17 protein-coding genes and 1 riboswitch are annotated in these 19509 nt (G+C 65.8%); of the genes, 3 read left to right on the top strand and 14 right to left on the bottom strand.

Translation table 11 applies throughout. The features are described 5' to 3' along the window. Window positions 1–2: 2 nt before the first annotated feature. From tatB to CFR78_RS06460, 6 genes are all read right to left on the bottom strand, one after another. On the bottom strand, window positions 3–575 hold the full coding sequence (gene tatB, locus CFR78_RS06485) for a Sec-independent protein translocase protein TatB (protein WP_034929108.1): 573 nt from the start codon (window positions 573–575) through the stop codon (window positions 3–5). A 79-nt stretch (window positions 576–654) separates the two neighbouring features. Continuing rightward, window positions 655–1506, bottom strand: a complete 852-nt coding sequence (scpB, locus tag CFR78_RS06480) for an SMC-Scp complex subunit ScpB (RefSeq protein WP_110581043.1) — start codon at window positions 1504–1506, stop codon at window positions 655–657. Continuing rightward, the gene (locus CFR78_RS06475) at window positions 1496–2383 is read right to left on the bottom strand and encodes a segregation and condensation protein A (protein ID WP_034929102.1); all 888 of its coding nucleotides are present in this window, start codon (window positions 2381–2383) and stop codon (window positions 1496–1498) included. The genes scpB and CFR78_RS06475 overlap by 11 nt, the downstream gene beginning before the upstream one ends. Window positions 2384–2390: 7 nt before the next feature. Continuing rightward, entirely contained in the window at window positions 2391–3428 is a 1038-nt protein-coding gene (locus CFR78_RS06470; protein WP_034929099.1) for an SPOR domain-containing protein, read from the bottom strand. Next, window positions 3425–5230 (bottom strand): arginine--tRNA ligase, encoded by a 1806-nt coding sequence (argS, locus tag CFR78_RS06465; RefSeq protein ID WP_034929096.1) that lies wholly within the window; start codon window positions 5228–5230, stop codon window positions 3425–3427. Before argS ends, CFR78_RS06470 begins: the two co-directional genes overlap by 4 nt. Before the next feature lie 111 nt (window positions 5231–5341). Next, entirely contained in the window at window positions 5342–6520 is a 1179-nt protein-coding gene (locus CFR78_RS06460; protein ID WP_007399092.1) for a deoxyguanosinetriphosphate triphosphohydrolase, read from the bottom strand. Window positions 6521–6647: 127 nt separating this feature from the next. On the opposite strand from CFR78_RS06460, the gene CFR78_RS06455 reads away from it, so the two are divergent. Both CFR78_RS06455 and CFR78_RS06450 read left to right on the top strand, forming a co-directional pair. Then, window positions 6648–7013, top strand: coding sequence for a HesB/IscA family protein (locus CFR78_RS06455; protein WP_034929092.1), 366 nt, complete (start codon window positions 6648–6650; stop codon window positions 7011–7013). Continuing rightward, window positions 7010–7795 carry an exodeoxyribonuclease III gene (locus CFR78_RS06450; protein WP_007399089.1) on the top strand — a complete coding sequence of 262 codons (786 nt, stop codon included), beginning with the start codon at window positions 7010–7012 and terminating at the stop codon, window positions 7793–7795. The genes CFR78_RS06455 and CFR78_RS06450 overlap by 4 nt, the downstream gene beginning before the upstream one ends. Here CFR78_RS06450 and CFR78_RS06445 read toward each other — a convergent pair. The 3 genes from CFR78_RS06445 to mtnA form a co-directional block, all read right to left on the bottom strand. Continuing rightward, window positions 7785–8648 carry an EipB family protein gene (locus CFR78_RS06445; protein ID WP_051672035.1) on the bottom strand — a complete coding sequence of 288 codons (864 nt, stop codon included), beginning with the start codon at window positions 8646–8648 and terminating at the stop codon, window positions 7785–7787. The two genes, CFR78_RS06450 and CFR78_RS06445, sit on opposite strands and share 11 nt — an antisense overlap. Before the next feature lie 5 nt (window positions 8649–8653). Next, window positions 8654–10450 (bottom strand): aspartate--tRNA ligase, encoded by a 1797-nt coding sequence (aspS, locus tag CFR78_RS06440; RefSeq protein WP_110581042.1) that lies wholly within the window; start codon window positions 10448–10450, stop codon window positions 8654–8656. Window positions 10451–10584: 134 nt separating this feature from the next. After that, window positions 10585–11676: an S-methyl-5-thioribose-1-phosphate isomerase gene (gene mtnA / locus CFR78_RS06435; RefSeq protein ID WP_034929328.1), complete on the bottom strand. Its 1092-nt coding sequence runs from the start codon at window positions 11674–11676 to the stop codon at window positions 10585–10587. Window positions 11677–11891: 215 nt separating this feature from the next. Beyond that, window positions 11892–12037, top strand: a riboswitch (FMN riboswitch). 80 nt (window positions 12038–12117) lie between these two features. On the opposite strand from mtnA, the gene CFR78_RS06430 reads away from it, so the two are divergent. After that, window positions 12118–12903 carry a class I SAM-dependent methyltransferase gene (locus tag CFR78_RS06430; protein ID WP_034929081.1) on the top strand — a complete coding sequence of 262 codons (786 nt, stop codon included), beginning with the start codon at window positions 12118–12120 and terminating at the stop codon, window positions 12901–12903. A 160-nt stretch (window positions 12904–13063) separates the two neighbouring features. Here CFR78_RS06430 and htpG read toward each other — a convergent pair whose 3' ends face one another. The 5 genes from htpG to CFR78_RS06405 form a co-directional block, all read right to left on the bottom strand. Beyond that, window positions 13064–14947: a molecular chaperone HtpG gene (htpG, locus tag CFR78_RS06425; RefSeq protein ID WP_034929078.1), complete on the bottom strand. Its 1884-nt coding sequence runs from the start codon at window positions 14945–14947 to the stop codon at window positions 13064–13066. Window positions 14948–15205: 258 nt separating this feature from the next. Then, window positions 15206–15844, bottom strand: coding sequence for an NUDIX hydrolase (locus CFR78_RS06420; protein WP_034929075.1), 639 nt, complete (start codon window positions 15842–15844; stop codon window positions 15206–15208). Next, complete coding sequence (locus tag CFR78_RS06415; protein ID WP_034929325.1) at window positions 15841–16299, bottom strand: cupin domain-containing protein; 459 nt, start codon at window positions 16297–16299, stop codon at window positions 15841–15843. Before CFR78_RS06415 ends, CFR78_RS06420 begins: the two co-directional genes overlap by 4 nt. A gap of 155 nt (window positions 16300–16454) precedes the next feature. Then, window positions 16455–17102: a hypothetical protein gene (locus CFR78_RS06410; RefSeq protein ID WP_034929072.1), complete on the bottom strand. Its 648-nt coding sequence runs from the start codon at window positions 17100–17102 to the stop codon at window positions 16455–16457. 7 nt (window positions 17103–17109) lie between these two features. Beyond that, the gene (locus CFR78_RS06405) at window positions 17110–19311 is read right to left on the bottom strand and encodes a beta-glucosidase (protein WP_007399076.1); all 2202 of its coding nucleotides are present in this window, start codon (window positions 19309–19311) and stop codon (window positions 17110–17112) included. Window positions 19312–19509 lie beyond the last annotated feature (198 nt).

The raw sequence follows: 19509 nt of genomic DNA, 5'->3' as shown, positions 1-19509 counted from the left end.
TCTTATTCCCGCCCGCCATCGGTCACGGAAACGCGCTGCCCCCGATGGATGACACGCACCGGCGGCAGGAAGGCGGGCGGGGTCAGGGCGGGCAGTTCGGCGGCAATGCGGCGGGCCGCGCGCGGCGGCAGGAAGGCCGGGGCATCCGCCACATCCACCCCCTCCGCATGCGGATCGGGCCGGGCAAGGGGCGGAATGTAATGGCGCGCGGGAATTTTCTGTTCGGGCAGCGCATCGGCCGCCGGCGGCGGCGTGACGGCAGTGGACAGGGCGGAGCCCGCCACCTGCCGCGTATCATCCAGCGAGCGTCGCAATGCGCCATCACGGTCGATCGTGTCCATGATCCTGTCACGCACGTTCATCCGCCGGAGCTGGCCCAGCTGGTCACGGGCTTCCGTCAGGTCGGCCTCGCGCACCATTTCATCCACATGGGACTGGAATTCGGTTGCAAGCCCCCGCGCCTTCTTGATCAGCCCGGTGACCGTGCGGATGGCGACCGGCATGTCCTTTGGTCCGATCAGGAGCAGGCCCACCACCCCGATCAGGGCAAATTCAGACCACGCGAAATCGAACATGACCAGTTTCCTTCCCCACCGCGCGGCCGTCCATCCATCCGCGCAGGCCCGCATACCACCATATCGTCCCGCACACCTATCACGACGCGGGCGGGTCAGGAACCTCGTCCGGCGCATCGGGGTCCAGTGCAGCGGACTCCGCCCGCTCCGCCATGCCGTCCCCTGCCGACTTCCCTGCTGGATTCCCTTCTGGCGCATCCCATTCCGGCACATCCCATTCCGGCGCATCCTGCCCTGGCATGCGCCCCTCTGGCAGGCTCCCCTCTGGCACGCTTCCCTCTGGCGGCAGCCCCTCCGCCACCGGCATGCCGGGAACCGGGCCGGTATCGGGCACATCCACCAGCAGTTCCTCGCGCCGGGGCAGGTCACCCAGGTCCTTCAGCCCGAAATGCCGCAGGAACCCCGCCGACGTGCCCCACAGGATGGGCCGCCCCGGCACCTCCTTGCGGCCCAGCGGCACGATCAGCTCCGCTTCCAGCAGGGTGTCCAGCACCTGCTGGCTCAGGCTCACGCCACGGATTTCCTCGATCTCGGCACGGGTGCAGGGCTGATGATAGGCGATGATGGCCAGTGTTTCCATGGTCGAGCGCGCAAGCCTGCGCGGGCGCGGCATGACGCGGGTCAGGCGCGGGGCCAGGTCGGGCGCCGTGCGGAACTGCCAGCCCCCCGCCACCTCCACCAGTACCACGCCACGCCCGGCATACTGCGCCCCAAGTGCCGAAAGGGTGGCGGTGACATAGGCGTCACGGTCCGTGACATCATGCGGGATGCCGCCCTGCGCGGTCAGGACCTCGGCTATGGCGCGCGTGCTCAGCGGGTCGGCACGGGCGAAGATCAGCGCCTCGACCAGCCGCAGCGAGAACGCGCGCACCGATACCGGCGGCACAGGCATATCATCGGGTAGCAGGTCGAGCTGCGGCTCATCTGTCATCGGGCCATGTCCTTTCCGGGTTGTGTTCGTGTCTCTTCCCATCCATGCGCTCACGCAGCAGGATACGGCCGAACTGCTCGTCCTGCTGGAGTTCGATCGTGCCGTTGCGCGCCATTTCCAGACTGGCCAGCAGGGTACCGGCCACGGCGGCCCGGCGGCCGGTCCGCACCATGGTGTCCGTCATGTCGGGCTGGGGCGGCAGGGCGGGGGGCAGGAAATGCTCCAGCCCGCACCACCGCGCCCGCGCATCATGCGTGCCCAGCATCCGCCCAAGGCGGCCCAGCGCGTCCTGCACGGTCCAGAAGCGCAGCACGCGCGGCTGGTAGACATGGCGGCGCGCCCGCCTGCGCATGGCCGCCATGTAACCGCGCATGAGCTGCGGCACGTCAACCGCAAGGCCCGAACGGTCAACCGCCACCAGGCTTTCCGCCTGACCACGCTCGAACACATCAAACCCCAGTTGCGCGCGCGCGCCCAGCCAGCGGCCAAGCTGGACCATGCGCTCCAGTTCCAGCAGCCGTTCATGCAGCAGGGCGGCGGCTTCCTCCGCATCGGTGGCTTCCTCGTCATCGTCTGGCAGAAGCAGGCGCGACTTGAGCCACGCCAGCCAGGCCGCCATGACCAGCCAGTCCGCCGCCTGTTCCAGCCGCACCACGCCGGGTGCCGCGCGCACCACAGCCAGGTACTGCTCCACCAGCTGCAAGATCGAGATGCGCCACAGGTCCACCTTCTGCGCGCGGGCCAGTTCCAGCAGCAGGTCCATCGGCCCCTCGAACCCCTCCAGATGCACGATGGGGGCCGAGGCTGGCGCGGCCGGGGCGGCGGATGCGTCCCCCCCGCCTGCCGGCCCCGGCCGTGGCGGGTGGTCGCGTGTCATGGGATGATCAGGAATGGACCAGGTCGCACGGCAGGCCCTTCGCCTTTGCCTTCTCGCACAGCGATGTGGCCTGCGCCTTGCCCAGTCCCTTGACCCGCAGGCGATAGAACGTCTTGCCGCCGCGCTGCGCCTCCACCACGGTGGGCTGGTAGGAGCCGAACACGTCGGGATAGCGGCCGGCCAGGTGCGACCAGCTTTTCAGCGCCGCCTCATGCGTGTCAAGGGCGGCAAGCTGCACGCCATAGCCGCCCGTGCCCTGAGTGGCGCTGCCGGCCGCGCGCGGCACCGGTGCCGGCAGGTGCCGGGGCGCGGGGGCGGCGGCTTCGGGGGCCGGGGCATCCGCCTGCGTCTCCTCCTGTGGCACCGGCTGGGCGGGTGCGGGCGGGGCGGACGGTGTGGTGGCCGGCACGTCGGCTGTGGCAGCAGGCTGCGCGGGCGCGGGCTGCGGGCCTGCCGGGGCACCGGCCGCGTTTCCTGCCGGGGGGGGGGCGCCATTCCCGTCGCCCGTGGCCGTCTGGCCATACTGGCGGGCCATGGCATCGGGCTGGGGCTGTTCAGGCGGGGGAGAGAGACGCATCACACCGCCATCGGCGGGCATGCCATCGGCCGCCCCCAGTATCTGCATGCCGCCCGGATCGGCAGGCTTGACGCGCACCGGCCCCGGCGGCGGACCCAGCACGGGAATACCGGCCTGATGGTGCCCGAACAGCGACCAGCCGCCAATGGCCACCACCAGCACGCCACCAAGCCCCGCGGCACCATAGACCAGCCTGCGCGTAAGCGGGTCATCACCCAGCAGGCTGCTGCCCGCCACACGGCCCAGCAGCCCCCTGATGTCAAAGCCCCCCCTGCCCCGCGCGGACGCGGCGGGACGGATGTCATCGGATGGCTCCATCGGGGTGCGCTGTTCGCGGTCGGGGTCGGAATCCGCCCCCATGCGTTCACGCACGGTCCTGGGGCGCTCGGCATACGGATCGGGCGCAGGCGGGTTGTCCGGCCTGTCATCGCGGGTGCCGCCGGGGGGCGGCGTTTCGTCTGGACTCATCGCATCTCCTCGACCGGCTGCACGCCGAGCACTTTCATCCCCGAACGCAGCACGGTTGCCGTTGCCTCGACAAGGGCGAGCTTCATGCGGGTGGTGGCTACATCATGCTCCTGCAGGAAGCGCAGGGTGGCATCATCACGCCCCCGGTTCCACAGGGCATGGAAATCCGATGCCAGTTCATTGAGATAGAAGGCAATCCGGTGCGGTTCATGCGCGCTGGCAGCCGACTCAACCATGCGGGGCCACTGCGCCATGCGCCGGAGCAGGGCAAGCTCCGCATCCGATGTCAGGCCGGACAGGTCGGCATCACCCAGGCTGGCGGGGGTGGTGGACAGATCAAAAACGCCCTTTTCCACCATTTCGGCCGCCGCACGCAGCACCGAACGGCAGCGCGCATGGGCGTACTGCACGTAAAAGACCGGGTTGTCGCGGCTCTGCGCCACCACCTGGTCCAGATCGAACTCCATCTGGGCATCGGCCTTGCGCGTCAGCATGGTAAAGCGCACGGCGTCACGCCCCACCTCGTCAATCAGGTCACGCAGGGTGACGAACGTGCCCGCGCGCTTGGACATGCGCACCGGCTGCCCATCACGCACGATGCGCACGATCTGGCACAAAAGCACGTCCAGCACGGGGCGACCATCGGTCGCCAGCGCGGCCACGGCCGCCTTCATGCGGGTGACGTAGCCGCCATGGTCCGCGCCCCACACATCCACCAGCACATCAGCGCCGCGGCGGATCTTGTCGGCATGGTAGCCGATATCATTGGCGAAATAGGTGTTCGACCCGTCCGACTTGCGCAGCGGGCGGTCCACGTCATCGCCAAATTCGGTGGAGCGGAACAGGGTCTGGGGCCGGGCTTCCCAGTCATCGGGCAGCTTGCCCTTGGGCGGTTCCAGCACGCCTTCGTAAATCAGGCCCTTGGCATCAAGTGCCGCGATGGCGCGATCGGTCTCGCCATCGGCCAGGATCTTCGCCTCGCTGGTAAAGACATCATGATGCACGCCAAGGGCGGCCAGATCCTCGCGGATCATGCCCATCATGGTATCCACCGCTTCCGTCTTCACGGTGTCCAGCCACAGCGCGGGTTCGGCAGGCCGCAGGCCGGGGGCGGCCAGCGCGTCACCATGCCTTTCAGCCAGCGCCCGGCCTACGGACACAAGGTAGTCGCCGCCGTACTGGATCGCGCCACCGGGCACGGACTGCGCGAATTCCGCCTCGCCCACGCTGGTGCCAAGGGCCTGCAGGTAGCGCCAGTAGGTGGCCCATGCCAGCGCGATCACCTGCGCGCCGGCATCATTGATGTAATATTCCTTGGTGACGGCATAGCCCGCCTTGGCCAGCAGGTTGGCCAGCACATCCCCCACCACGGCCCCCCGGCAGTGGCCGACATGCATCGGCCCCGTGGGGTTGGCGGAGACATATTCCACATTCACCTTCACCCCGTTCCCGGCGGTGGAGGTGCCATAGCCCTCACCCGCCGCCAGCACGGCCCGGGCCACGCCCTGCCACACGGCGGGGGTCAGGTGCATGTTGACGAAACCGGGGCCCGCCACCTCCGCCCGCGCGATGCCGGGAACCGTGGCAAGGGCGGTGACCAGTCCGGCCGCGATCTCGGCCGGGCGGCGGCGGGCGGCCTTGGAAATGACAAGGGCCGCATTGGTCGCCAGATCACCATGCGCGGGATCACGGGTGGGCGTGACCTCGACCCGTGCTAGTGCCGCATCCGGCAGGTCGGGCATGATCGTGCGCAACGCATCGCGCACATGCGTAAGGTAACGGGCGAACAGACAGTCTGACATGCGGCTTGGCTTCCCGACAAAAACAGTAACGGACCCTGTGGCCCGGCATGGATGGGCCGCCCGGATCGCCCGGCCAGGGGGCGGCGGGCGGACAGGCGTGCTGCGCGTGTTTCACCCCGGCGAGGACAGGTCCGTCAACCGTCGATATTCCTCCATCGCGCAGCGATCGGTCATACCGGCAATATAATCCGCCACCACGCGGCACGCACGCGCCATGTCATCCGCGTCACGCGCGGCCAGGGCGGATTCGCGCCAGCCATCGGGCAGCAGGGTCATGTTTTCCGAAAGGATGGTGAAGATCGATTCGACCGTAAGCCGTGCCTTGCGCGCCATGCGGTTGACGCGCCAGTGCCGGTACAGCCGGGCATACAGGAATTTGCGGATTTCCAGATTGGCCGCGCCAATTTCCGGGCTGTAGGCCACGACCGGACGGGCCGCGTGGCGGATGTCATCCGCGCTGCGGGGTGCCAGGCGCTCCAGATTGCGCTGGGTCTGGCGGATCAGGTCCATGGCCAGCGTGTTGATGACCCGGCGGATGGTCTCATGGCGCAGGCGGGGATCGTTATTGCCGCCGTCATGCGTTGCCTCATGCTGGGCGCGGCGGGCCTCGGCCAGGGCTTCACGCACCACGGGCAGGGTCTCGAGTTCCTCGATATGCAGCAGTCCCGCGCGCAGCCCGTCATCCAGGTCATGGGCATGATAGGCGATATCATCGGACAGGGCCGCGACCTGCGCCTCGGCGGAGGCATAGCTACCCAGTTCCAGCCGGTGGCGGGCGGCATACCGGGCCAGATAGGCGGTGGGATGGTCCACCGGGCCATTATGCTTGGCCAGTCCCTCCAGCATTTCCCATGTCAGGTTCAGCCCGTCAAAGGCGAAATACCGCCGCTCCAGCAATGTAACCAGCCGCAGAGACTGGGTATTGTGGTCAAACCCGCCCCATGGCTTCATGGCGGCGGCCAGGGCGTCCTCCCCCGCGTGGCCAAAGGGGGTGTGGCCCAGGTCATGGGCCAGCGCCAGCCCTTCGGTCAGGTCCTCCTCCAGCCCCAGCCGGCGTGCTATGGAGCGGGCCACCTGCGCCACCTCCAGCGAGTGGGTCAGGCGCGTACGGAAGAAATCCCCCTCGTGATTGAGAAATACCTGCGTCTTGTACTGAAGCGTGCGGAAACCCGCCGAATGCAGGACCCGGTCCCGGTCGCGCTGCCACGGGCTGCGGGTCGGGGCCTCGGCTTCGGGGTAAAGCCTGCCACGGGCGGTGGCGGGCTGGACAGCATAGGGTGCAGTACTCATATAAGATCAGGATCCAGCCATGGATGGGACGGCACGGGATGCGGCCGCCCTCCATCCATAACCCGCGCGCGCCCCGTGGCCAACATGATCCCGCCCCGCCGCGCCGCATTGACCATGGTGAAGCCCGATGTCCCAGCCCCCTGCCCCCGCCGCCGATGGCTTCCGTGTATCGGAATCGGCCGCGCGCCGCCTGCGTGAAATCCTGGATGAACAGCCCCCCGCCCCCGATGGCGAACCCGCGCTGCGGGTTGCGGTGGAAGCGGGGGGATGCAACGGGTTCCAGTACAAATTCGCACTGGACCACAGCGTGGCCGCCGATGACATCGTCATCCCCGCCGGCACGGCGCGGGTGCTGGTGGACCCCGCCAGCCTGGACCTGCTGGCCGGTGCCGAGCTGGATTTCAATGACAGCCTGATGGGCGCGCATTTTACCGTGCGCAACCCCAATGCCGCGTCATCATGCGGGTGTGGCACCAGCTTTTCGGTTGAATGATGAAACTCGTTACCTGGAACGTCAATTCCATCCGCCAGCGCTGTGACCATGTGCTGGACTACCTTGCCCGCGAACAGCCGGACGTGCTGGCGCTGCAGGAAATCAAGTGCGCCACCGACCTGTTCCCCGCCGATGCGTTCCGCAAGGCGGGATATGAATGCACCGCTGTCGGGCAGAAAAGCTATAACGGCGTGGCCATGCTGGCCCGCCAGCCCTTTACGGTCACGCACACCGCCCTGCCCGGCTGGGAGACCACCCCCCCGCAGGCCCGTTATGTGGAGATCCGCACGGGCGGGCTGGTGGTGGGCAACCTGTACCTGCCCAATGGCAATTCCGGCGGCAGTGCCGGCTACGACTCCAAGCTGGCCTTCATGGAGGCACTGGCCCTTCATGCCCGTGGCCTGCTTCAGGCGGGCCAGGATTTCGTGCTGATGGGGGACTACAATGTCTGCCCCACCGATGAGGACTGCGCCCCCGGCGCCCTGCCCCCCACCGATGCGCTGGTCCGCCCCGAAAGCCGCGCCGCCTTCCGCCGCCTGCTGTGGCTGGGACTGACCGACGCGCTGCGCGCCCTGCACCCTGCCGGGCGCTTCTATACGTTCTGGGATTATCAGGCCGCCGCCTGGCAGCGTGACAGCGGGCTGCGGATCGACCATGCCCTGCTCTCGCCGCGCGTGGCCGAACGGCTGCTGACCGCCCTGCCCGCGCGCGATGAACGGGGAAAGCCCCAGCCCTCGGACCATGTGCCGCTGGCCATTACACTGGCTGATGCTATGGCCTGAGCCGTGGCGTGGCGCAATGGCCCGGCACGGGCGGCAGGCGGAGTTCGCGCAACGTGCCCGCCATGCGGAACTGGCCGAAATCCATATCCACCCGGTCGGCCACACCATTGGTGAAATAGCGCATGCCGGTCTCGAACAGCGGCGTCATGTCGCGTGTGGCCAGGTTGTAATAGGCCACATGCACCCGCTGCGCCGGCAGGTCCGCCAGTGCGGGAAAGGACGTGGCGACGGGGGGCGCCTCGCGGCCCAGCAGCAGCACATAGGTGCCCAGTGCGCCACTATCCACCGTGCCATCAAACAGGATGGGCGCTATTTCCCCCTGCCCTGCCTGCCCCGCCGCGATCACGGCGGCGGTATGCGCCACCGGGAACAGCGTGCCTGCGGGCAGCGCCACGTCATGCGGTGCCGGGGCGGTGTAATGCACGGAACCGGCCCCCCCTCTGGGGCGCATATGGGCCTCGCCCGCCATGCGGGGGGCGGGGTGGCCGTTTTCCGTCTGGTCGGCGCGGAAGACGAGGGATGAGCCGTCCTTGTCCTCCAGCACCGCGTAATCCGAATCGCTGACCGATTCGGTCCCGTTGCGGTCCACCGTGCGCAGGTGCAGCTGCTGCTGGGTGGACCAGGCCGTACACATGTCCGACAGCACGAAGGTCAGTTTCCCCTCCGCCGTCACAACATCCCCACCGCTCACGGCCGCCAGCGTCAGGTCATACACCGCCCGGTGCGCCGCCATGACGGGAGCGGCCCCGGCAGGGCCATGCCACAGGCACAGACACAGGGCCGATACCGCCACCGCCACCCGGCCACGGGTCCGCCATCCGGTACGGACGGGCCGGGGGATGGGGGGGCGCATGCAGGTCAGTTCTTGGTCTGGCCGGGCTTGGGACGCGGCAGGTCAAGGGCAAGCGAGAGTTCCTTGAGCCGCTGCGGCTCGACCGGGGCTGGCGCGCCCATCATCAGGTCCTCGCCCTGCTGGTTGAGCGGGAACAGGATCACTTCACGGATGTTCGGCTCATCGGCCAGCAGCATCACGATACGGTCCACGCCGGGGGCCGAACCACCATGCGGCGGCGCGCCATAGCGGAAGGCGTTGAGCATGCCACCAAAGCGGGCCTCGACCTCGCTGGCCGGATAGCCCGCAATCTCGAACGCACGGATCATGACATCAGGCTGGTGGTTACGGATCGCACCAGAGGACAGTTCGATGCCGTTACACACGATATCGTACTGGAAAGCCTTGATGGTCAGCGGGTCCTGGTTGAGCAGCGCGTCCATGCCCCCCTGCGGCATGGAGAACGGATTGTGGGAGAAGTCGATCTGACCCGTTTCCTCATTGCGCTCGTACATCGGGAAATCCGTGATCCAGCAGAAGCGGAAGGCGTTCTGTTCGATCAGGTCCAGTTCGGTGGCAACGCGCGTGCGCACCGCACCGGAGAACCTGACCATCTCGTCTCCCTTGCCCGCGACGAAGAACACGGCATCGCCTGCCTTCAGGCCCGTCTTTGCCCGGATGGCCTCGATACGGTCGGCCTCAAGGTTCTTGGCGATCGGTCCCTTGCCACCATCTTCGGCAAAGATGATGTAGCCCAGCCCACCGGCACCGGATTCGCGCGCCCAGTTGTTCAGCTTGTCAAAGAACGCACGCGGCCGGTCGCCCGCGCCGGGAGCCGGGATGGCGCGGATCTGGCCGCCATCGGCCGCGATGCGGGCAAACAGGCCAAAGCCGGAGCCGGCAAAGGCTTCGGTCACGTCCGACAGCCTGAGCGGGTTGCGCAGGTCGGGCTTGTCGCTGCCATAGACGGCCATGGCCGTGGCGTAGGGAATGCGCTCGAACGGCCCTTCGCTGACAATGCGGCCGCCACCGAATTCACGGAACACGCCTTCCATCACCGGCTCAAGGGTTGCGAACACGTCTTCCTGCGTTGCGAACGCCATCTCGAAATCAAGCTGGTAGAACTCACCCGGCGAGCGGTCGGCGCGGGCCGCTTCGTCACGGAAGCAGGGTGCGATCTGGAAATAACGGTCAAACCCCGCCACCATCGCCAGCTGCTTGAACTGCTGGGGGGCCTGCGGCAGGGCATAGAACCTGCCGGGGTGCATGCGCGCGGGCACCAGGAAGTCGCGGGCCCCTTCGGGCGAGGACGCGGTCAGGATCGGGGTCTGGAACTCCACGAAGCCAAGGTCCGTCATCCGCTTGCGCAGGCTGGCGATGACCTGTGCACGCAGCATGATGTTGCGGTGCACCTTTTCACGCCGCAGGTCGATGTAGCGGTAGGTCAGGCGCAGGTCTTCGGGGTAATGCTCGTTACCCGCGACCTGCAGCGGCAGCACGTCGGCGCTGGACTGCACCGTGATCTCACGCGCGCGCAGTTCGATCTCGCCGGTGGGCAGGTTGGGGTTTTTTGTCGCGCCATCGCGCAGCACCACTTCACCCGTGACCGTCAGCACGCTTTCCACACGCACGCGCTCGGCCGTTTCCAGCACGGGGGAGCCCGCGGGGATCACGATCTGCGTCATGCCGAAATGGTCACGCAGGTCAATGAACAGCAGGCCGCCATGATCGCGCTTGGAGTGTACCCATCCGGAAAGGCGGGCCGTATGCCCGGCATCGGCAGCCCGCAGGGCCGCGCAGCTATGGGTACGATAGGGATGCATGATCTTGTCCTGATTCTACCAGATTTGGGGGATGCGCCCCATGGGGCCACACCCGGTTGCAGGCGCGACAAAGCCAATCCCGCCCGCCCGTGTCAAGGTTATTAGGTGAACAGCCTTACCCGGTGCCGCCCTGCTCAGACGTATTCGGGAAACAGGTCGCACAGCCCGTCCGCCGTGGCGGGGCAGCGGCCACGTTCGGTTATCAGCCCGGTCACAAGGCGCGCGGGCGTTACGTCAAAGGCCGGATTGGCGCCCTTGCTCCCATCGGGCACAAGCTGCACGGTGGTCACATGCCCCGTGTCATCACGCCCCTGGATGTGGGTGACTTCACGGTCGCTGCGTTCCTCGATGGGAATTTCCTTCACACCGTCGCTGATGCTCCAGTCAATGGTGGTGGAGGGTAACGCCACCCAGAACGGCACGCCATTGTCATGGGCCGCCAGCGCCTTGAGATAGGTGCCGATCTTGTTGGCCACATCCCCCGTGCGGGTCACGCGGTCGGTGCCCACGATCACCATATCCACCTGCCCGTGCTGCATCAGGTGCCCACCCGCATTATCGGCGATGACCGTATGCCGCACGCCATGGCGGCCCAGTTCCCATGCGGTAAGCGACGCACCCTGGTTGCGCGGGCGGGTTTCGTCCACCCATACATGCACGTCAATGCCGCGGTCATGCGCCATGTAGATGGGCGCAAGCGCCGTGCCCCAGTCCACGGTGGCAATCCAGCCCGCGTTGCAGTGGGTCATGATGTTGACCGGGCCGGGGCGGCTGCGTGCGATTCCCTCGATCAGTTCCAGTCCCTGCCGGCCGATGGCCTCGTTCTGGATCACGTCCTCGTCACAGATGCGCCCGGCCTCGTCATACGCCGCGGCCATGCGGCGTTCGGGCGGCGTGGTCCGCAGGCGGGTAAGCATGCGCCGGATGGCCCAGCCCAGGTTGACCGCCGTGGGGCGTGTGGCCGCCAGCAGCGCCGCGTCACGCTCCATCGCTTCATCACTGCTGTCCTGACGCAGCGCCAGCGCCAACCCGTAGGCCGCCACCGCACCGATCAGCGGCGCGCCACGGACCTGCATGGTGCGGATGGCATGCGCCACCTGGTCGCGCCCGGTCAGGCGCAGGATATCCAGCGACCATGGCAGGCGGGTCTGGTCAAAGATATGGACTGACCAGCCATCATCCGCATCCACCCATACGCTGCGATAGGAGACGTTATCGATTTTCATATAATACGTGCCGCCATCAAAAAACCAGAACACACAAAAGGGAGCGCAGGGAAACATCCGGCAGGCTGTTATTCAAGCCCCATCCCGGATAATACCACGCGCTTTTTTCCCGACGGGCCGCAGGTCCCATTCCCGTGCGGCACCCATCATACAACCGGATTGCCAATAGCTCCACACGCTTGCGCCCGGTCTCGGCCTGCCCCTATCCTGACGGCCTGTGTTCTCGGGGCGGGGTGGAAGTCCCTACCGGCGGTAACAGGCCCATGGCCTGAAGCCCGCGAGCGCCCGGCACGCGCCGGGGTCAGCAGATCTGGTGCAATGCCAGGGCCGACGGTTACAGTCCGGATAAAAGAGAACTGGCGGTTGCATGACCCATGCGGGTCCATGCCCGTCCGTGATCGCCTTGGATGACCACCGAGTCCACCAAGGGAGACATGATACATGACCTCATCACACGAAGACCATAACACGGTGCCTGCCCCATCACCGCAGAACATTTATGACGATCCGCGTTTTTTTGAAGGGTACCGTACCCTTCGTGAAAAGGATACCGGCCTTAACGGTGCGCTGGAAATCCCGGCAATCCGGGCGCTGCTGCCCGACCTGCGGGACAGGACCGTACTCGACCTTGGATGCGGGTTCGGGGATTTTGCCCGCCATGCCCGCGCACAGGGCGCGGCCCGGGTCACGGCGCTGGATGTATCGGCAAACATGATCGAAGCCGCATGCGCGCTGACACAGGATCCGGCCATTACCTACATACACGGTTCCATCGAGGACTGCGCGATGCCGCCGGTGGCATTCGACCTTGCGGTTTCATCCCTCGCCCTGCACTACATCGCGGATTACAGGGCCGTGGTGCGGCGCGTTTTCGACTGCCTCAGGCCCGGCGGCACCTTCATCTTTTCCGTCGAGCACCCGGTCCAGACCGCCCACCCCGTGGGATGGGTCCGCGATGCGGATGGCAACAAGCTGCACTGGCCACTCGACCGCTACCAGCAGGAAGGGGCACGCAGCACGTCGTGGTTTGTCGATGGGGTGATCAAATACCACCGCACGATGGAAACCTACGTCAACACGCTGATCGCATGCGGCTTCCAGCTCCGCCATCTGGCCGAACCCTGCCCGCCTGCCGCGATACTGCAGGCCCGGCCTGATCTGGAAGATACAGTGCGTCGGCCACCCATGCTCATTCTGGTGGCAACGAAACCTGTTGAGAAAGAATAACAGGCGTTTTCAGGAGCCACCTTTGTCAAAAAGGACGGTGTTCTTTGAAGCTTCTTGAAAAAAGCTTCACCAAAAACTTTTCCATGATTCAGGCAGGACTGCCCCGCCATGCGGCCAGCATGGCGGGGCAGTTCAGATTACTCCGGCTGCGGGGCTGTGTTCAGCCCTGCGGGCCGTCCGTCAGCGGCAGGCGTGTCAGGATGGCGGTCAGGCGCTGGGCAAAGCCGGTCGGGTCCTTCGGGCTTTCGCCGTCCTGAATGCGAGCCATGTCCATCAGCACCAGTGCAATATCCTGCACCGGGTCGCCATTCTTCACCCGTTCCGCCAGATCGGCGATCAGCGGATGGCCGGGATTGACCTGCAGCACGGGGGCCGTGTCCGGCACCTGCTGGCCGCTGCGCTTCATCAGACGGATCATCTGCAGGTCCGGCCCGGATTCGGGGGCCGCCAGCACGACCGCGCTGTTGACCAGCCGATTGGTGCCCTTCACATCCGACACCGCATCGCCCAGCGCTTCCTTCAGTGCCGGGATGACAACGTCCAGTGCCGCCTTCTCATCCGCCGTTTCTTCCGGGGCGCCGAACTTTTCCAGATCGGTGTGGAACTGGCTGATATTGCGCAGCGGTGTGTCCTTGTACACACCCAGCCGGTCGGGCCAGAAGGAATCCACGGGGTCGGACAGCAGCAGCACCTCGATCCCACGGGCGCGGAAGCCTTCAAGCTGCGGCGAAGACGGCAGCATTTCCGTGCGGTCGCCGGTCAGGTAGTAAATCGCTTCCTGCTCGGGCTTCTTGCGTTCCAGATAGGCATCAAGCGTGGTCCAGCCTTCCTGCGTGCTGGAACGGAAGCGGGCAATGGTGGCCAGTTCCGTGCGGTGCTCGGCGTCATCCCATATCCCTTCCTTGAAGGTGGGGCCGAAATTATCCCAGAACTTGTCAAAATCCGCCTCATCCTTCGCGCGGGTCTTGAGTTCGGAGATCACGCGGTTGGTCACCGCCTTGCGGATACGCGCCAGCACCGGCGTGGCCTGCAGCATCTCGCGGGAGACGTTGAGCGGCAGGTCCTCGGTATCGACCACACCGGTCACAAAGCGCAGCCACGGCGGCAGCAGCCCCGCATCATCGGTAATGAACATGCGGCGGACATGCAGGCGGATCTGGCTCTCGCGCACCGGCTCGGCAAACTCGAAGGGCTTGCTGCCGGGAATGAACAGCAGCGCCGAGAATTCCATCGTCCCCTCGGCATGCCAGTGCAGCGTGGCCCAGGGGGTATCGAAGTTATGGCTGACGTGACGATAGAACTCGTTAAGCTGCTCTTCCTCGATGCCGCCACGCGGCTTGCGCCACAGTGCCGTGCCCTTGTTGGCCGGGGTTTCCTCGCCATCCTTGACGATAGTGATCGGCCACGAAATGTGATCGGCCCATTTGCGCACGATGCTTTCAAGCTGCCACGAATCAAGGAAGTCGTTCGCATCTTCCTTGATGTGCAGGATGATGTCGGTGCCCGGCTTTTCACGGGTTGCGGGGCTGATGGTGTAGTTGCCCTTGCCGGTGGAGGACCACTGCCAGGCCTCGTCACTGCCCGCGCGGCGCGAGACCACGTCCACCCTGTCCGCCACCATGAAGGCGGCATAGAAGCCGACACCGAACTGCCCGATCAGGCTTGGCTTGTCCTCGGGCTTGGCGTTGGCCAGTTCCTCGCCAAAGGCGCGGGTGCCGGAGCGGGCGATGGTGCCCAGATTGCGGGCCAGTTCTTCCTTGCTCATGCCCGCGCCATCATCGGTGATGGTCAGCAGGCGGGCGTCCTTGTCGGGGTTGATGCGGATCTTGGCATCTTCGGGCAGGGCGCGCGCGCCATCGGTCAGGGCCTCGAAGCGGCGCTTGTCGGTCGCATCGGCCGCGTTGGCAACCAGTTCGCGCAGGAAGATTTCACGTTCGGAATAAAGCGCGTGGACCACAAGGTCGAGCAGGCGGCCGACCTCGGCGCTGAACTCATGCTGTTCGCCCGTGGCTTCCGGCGTGGGGGAGGTTGTCTGTTCTGTCATGGGCTGTTCCTGTGCCTGTTGAAATGTCGTGAATTACAATTTGTAATGGATATGGAAATCTTCACGGACTTTTCAATGGCCTGCACCATATCCGAATGCGTGTAGCGCTCCAGAATCCTGCCTTTGAAACGTCCTGAAAATGGAAAGAAAGTTTTTGGTGAAGCTTTTTTCAAAAAGCTTCAGAAAATGCTGCCTTTTTGAAAAAAGGCAGCACCCAAAAACTTTTATTCTTTATCATTCGGTTACTTTGAAGCGCCCTCAGTCAAAATCCGTAGGCAATCCGGCATCGCGCCGGTGGGCGAACAGGCGCGCAATCTGCTGGGGCAGCACCCGGCCCAGCGACAGGTCGGCGGGAATATCATCCTCGGCAAACCAGCCGATCTCCGATGTCTCGACACTGGTTGTCGCAACACCACCCGTCAGTTCACACAGAAAACACAGCGTGTAGCATGAAAAAGGACCCGGCGGATGACCCTGCCGGTCCCGGTCCCACACGGCGGCAAGGCGGGTTACGCGGATATCGAAGCCGCTTTCCTCCCGCACTTCCTTGACCGTATTCTCCACGGGGGAAAGATTGACGTCCGCCCAGCCGCCGGGCAGGGTCCAGCGGTCGTGGTCCAGCACCTCGCGCACCAGCAGGATACGCCCGCGGTCATCAAACACGGCCGCCCGCACCACCGCCTTGGGCGTGGCGTAGCCATCCTGCGCCGTAAACAGCTCCAGCACGCGCGCCATGTCCGCATCGCTGCCCGTGGCCATCATCTCGGCGGCAATCTGGCGAATGCCTTCATAGCGTTCACGGTCGAACGGACTTTCGGCATAGGCCAGGCCGCTCTGCGCCAGCGCCTGCAGTTCACGCGCCCAGATAAGCCATCGGGGTGTGACCGGGCCATTCATGCGCCAGCACCTTCGGGTGACCAGCCGGGGGCCGCCAGTTCAAAACTGCTGAACTGGAAAGCAGGGGCGACCTGGCAGCCCATAAGGCTCCATGCCCCCTGGCTTGCCGCCGCCTGCCATGCACCGGCGGGCACGACCGCCTGCAGCACCTGCCCCTGTTGTGGCTGGGGGCCAAGCACAATCCGCGCAACCGGCGCGCCGGGGCCTGCGGCAATTTCCAGCACAAGCGGGCTGCCGCCCTGCCAGCACCAGATTTCCGCCGCATCCACCCGGTGCCAGTGCGAACGCTCGCCCGCCGCCAGCAGGAAGGTAATGGTTGAGACCGCGCCCCGCGTGCCACCGGCGGGGGCATCACGCCATATTTCACGGTAGCTGCCGCCTTCGGGGTGGGGCTGCAGGCCCAGAACGCGCCGCACGTCATCGGCGGGGGTGGCGGGATCTCTCAGGTCGGTCATGGGCATGTTCCCGGTCAAGGAATGATAAACGTTTCCGGATGCCGCCTTCTTTCAAAAAGACGGCGTTTCCTGAAGCTTCCTGAAAAAAGGCTTCACCAGAAACTTTTCATGATTTTCAGGCCGCTTCGCCACCCTCCACACCACAATGCAGGCCATCAGGGAGCGGGCAGGAAATCCAGGGCCTGATCGGTATAGGTTTCCACAACCTCGCTGAAGGGCTGGCCATGTTCGTCGCGCAGCACCCCGCGCTGGCGGATGATCGCCGCCGGCACGGCCAGCAGGCGCGCCGGAGCCGCACCGGGCCAGGGTGACCACAGGCGGACGAATTCCAGCCGGATACGTGAAAAATGCAGCGGCGCCACCACATGGCCGAATGATGCATCGGTCCGTTCCAGCATGGCATTCATTTCCGCCGGAAGCCGGTCAGGCACATACCAGTTATCAGCCACCGAAAGCACATGCGTGCCACAGACAAGCCGCACCTGCCGGTGCCGCACCGGCTGTGCGGCACTGACACCCAGATCGGCCCGTACCGCAGGCGGCACGTCATCCGGCCGCGCCAGCGTCATCTTGCGCGCCGTAACAACCGGCCTGTCCGCCATATGATGGGTGGCGCACCAGTCCTCCAGCGCCAGGGTCGCGCTGGGGTGGGTCAGCAGCGTGATTTCCAGTTCCTGCACCGCCATCTGCGCCCGCGCCCGGTTCAGCGGGGTATCCGGCACGGACGCGGCGCAGGCCGGGATGGCCGCCATCAGCAGGACCACCACCGCCAGTCCCGGCCCGAAGCGGTACCCGCCTTTCATGACGGCATCAGGGCGCGAAGGTGCGACCGGACAGGTGCAGGCTTGCCTGCTGGCTGTCATCCGTGGCGGACGTGCCAAGCCACAGCCGGAATGTGCCCGAAGGAATGCTCCAGCGGTCTTTCTTCCCGTCAAAATGCGCCAGCAGGCGCGGATCAAGCTGTACCGTCACCGCACGGCTTTCACCCGGTGCCAGACTAACCCGCTGCCAGCCCGCCAGCCTGCGTGCCCCGCCATCGGGCAGGCCCACATAGACCTGCGGCACATCCACACCGGGGCGGTTGCCGGTATTATGTACGGTAAAGGTGACCGTCACCGCATCATGATGCCTGTGCACCGCCAGGCCATCGGTGCTGAACGTGGTGTAGGTCAGACCGTAACCGAAGGGATAGAGCGGCTTGAGATGGTTGCGGTCAAACCAGCGGTAGCCCACGTCGCTGCCTTCGTCATAGACCAGTTCCTGATCGGTCTTGAACTGCATCTCGAACACGTTGTCCGCCGTCACACCGGCAATATCGGGATGGGCCAACTGGCTTTCCGCCTGCGGGAAGGTCATGGTCAGGTGGCCCGAGGGCGCAACCTTGCCAAACAGCAGGCGCGCAATGGCCGGCCCACCGCCGGAACCGGGGAACCATGCCTCCAGCACGCCCGCAACGCTGCTGTTCCATGGCATGAGCACCGGGTCACCGGTTTCCATCACCACCACGGTACGCGGGTTGGCCGCGGCCACGGCTGTGATCAGCGCGTCGGCATTGGCATCAAGGTGCATGCTGGGCGCGTCCATCCCCTCGAAGGTGAACTGCGTTGCATACACGACCGCCACATCGGCCGCCCGCGCGGCGCGCACGGCGGCGGCGATATTGGTGCCGGATTCATAGGTGATGTGCGCGTTGGGGGCTTCGGCCCGCATGGCCTTGAGCGGGGATGACGGGAAATAGACCGGATCGCCCGGCCATTCCTTCTTGCCCGGTCCCTTGACCGCCTCACCCCCGATGGGATCGACCTGGCTGGACCCGCCGCCCGAGATCACGCCCGCATCGGCATGCCCGCCAATGACCGCGATGCGCGCGGTGGGGGAAAGCGGCAGGATACCCCCTTCGTTGCGCAGCAGGACCGCGCCTTCTTCCTCATCACGCTGGGCCACAAGGGTGTCGGTCACCACATCCAGCGGCCCGCGCTGCGGCGGATGGGCCACCAGCCCCGCCGCGAACAGGGAGCGGACAATGCGCTGCGCCATGTCGTCAATACGGGCGACGGGCACACGCCCCGCCTTTACATCCGCCGCCAGCAGGGCGGTGAAATAGGGGCGCGCATCGGCATGGTCACCAGCCGATTCCTGGTCCAGCCCCGCCAGCGCCGCACGGGCGGAGGAATGCGTGGCGCCCCAGTCGGACATGACAAAGCCGGGGTAATGCCAGTCCTGCTTCAGCGTCGTGTTCAGCAGGTACGGGTTTTCACACGCATACAGGTCATTCACCCGGTTGTACGAACACATGACGGAACCGGGATGCCCGGTTTCAATCGCAATCTCGAAACCCAGCAGGTCGCTCTCACGCATGGCCACGGGGTCGATATCAGCACTCATGGTCATGCGCGATGTCTCAAGGTCGTTCATCGCGTAATGCTTGAGCGTGGAAATCACATGCTGCGACTGGATGCCGGCAATGGTGCTGCCCACCATCCGCCCTGTCTGGAGCGGGTCTTCCCCCGCATATTCAAAATTGCGGCCGCCACGCGGGTCGCGCGTCAGGTCGGCACCACCGCCCAGCAGGATGTTGAACCCGCTCAGCCAGGCCTCGCGCCCGATCATTTCACCTGCCTGCCGGGCCATGTCCACATCCCATGTGCTGGCCGTGGCCAGACCCGATGGCAAGGAAACCGCCGCACCATTGGGCCGGATATGCGCGGGGTTGCGCACGCCAAGCCCCGCATCCGATATCTGCAGGTCCGGCAGGCCCGAACCCGCCGGGGCACGCAGATACGCCGCTGAACCCAGCCCCCCCGGAGGTGCGACACTGCCATTGAAGCCCCCCCCGTCCACACTGAACAGAAGGGCCATCTTGTCCTGAAGGCTCATATGCGCGAGCACCTGCCGCGCCTGGTCATCGGCCGGGTCACCAGCCGTGGCCGCGTGGCGGGCATGGGCGGGCAGCGCGGCCACCAGCCCCCACGCCACGGCGGAAAGCAGGAATGACTTGCGGGATGGTTTCATGCGGCTTGTTCCTCCTTGACGGTTACATAAAGTCACATCGCGGCATATGATGGATCAGGCGTGGCCGGCCACGGCAATACAGTGAAGCACTTTCCCCCCGCCCCGCATGATCCAGCGCAAACCTGCGCATGGAATATACGCACCCCCATGCAAAAAACCCTGCCAACAGGCCGGTACATGCCTGTGGGCAGGGTTTGC

The organism is Komagataeibacter rhaeticus (assembly GCF_003207855.1).
Lineage (GTDB): Bacteria > Pseudomonadota > Alphaproteobacteria > Acetobacterales > Acetobacteraceae > Komagataeibacter > Komagataeibacter rhaeticus.
Note: the sequence above shows the minus strand (reverse complement) of the source record. Positions and strands in the feature narration are given on the sequence as shown.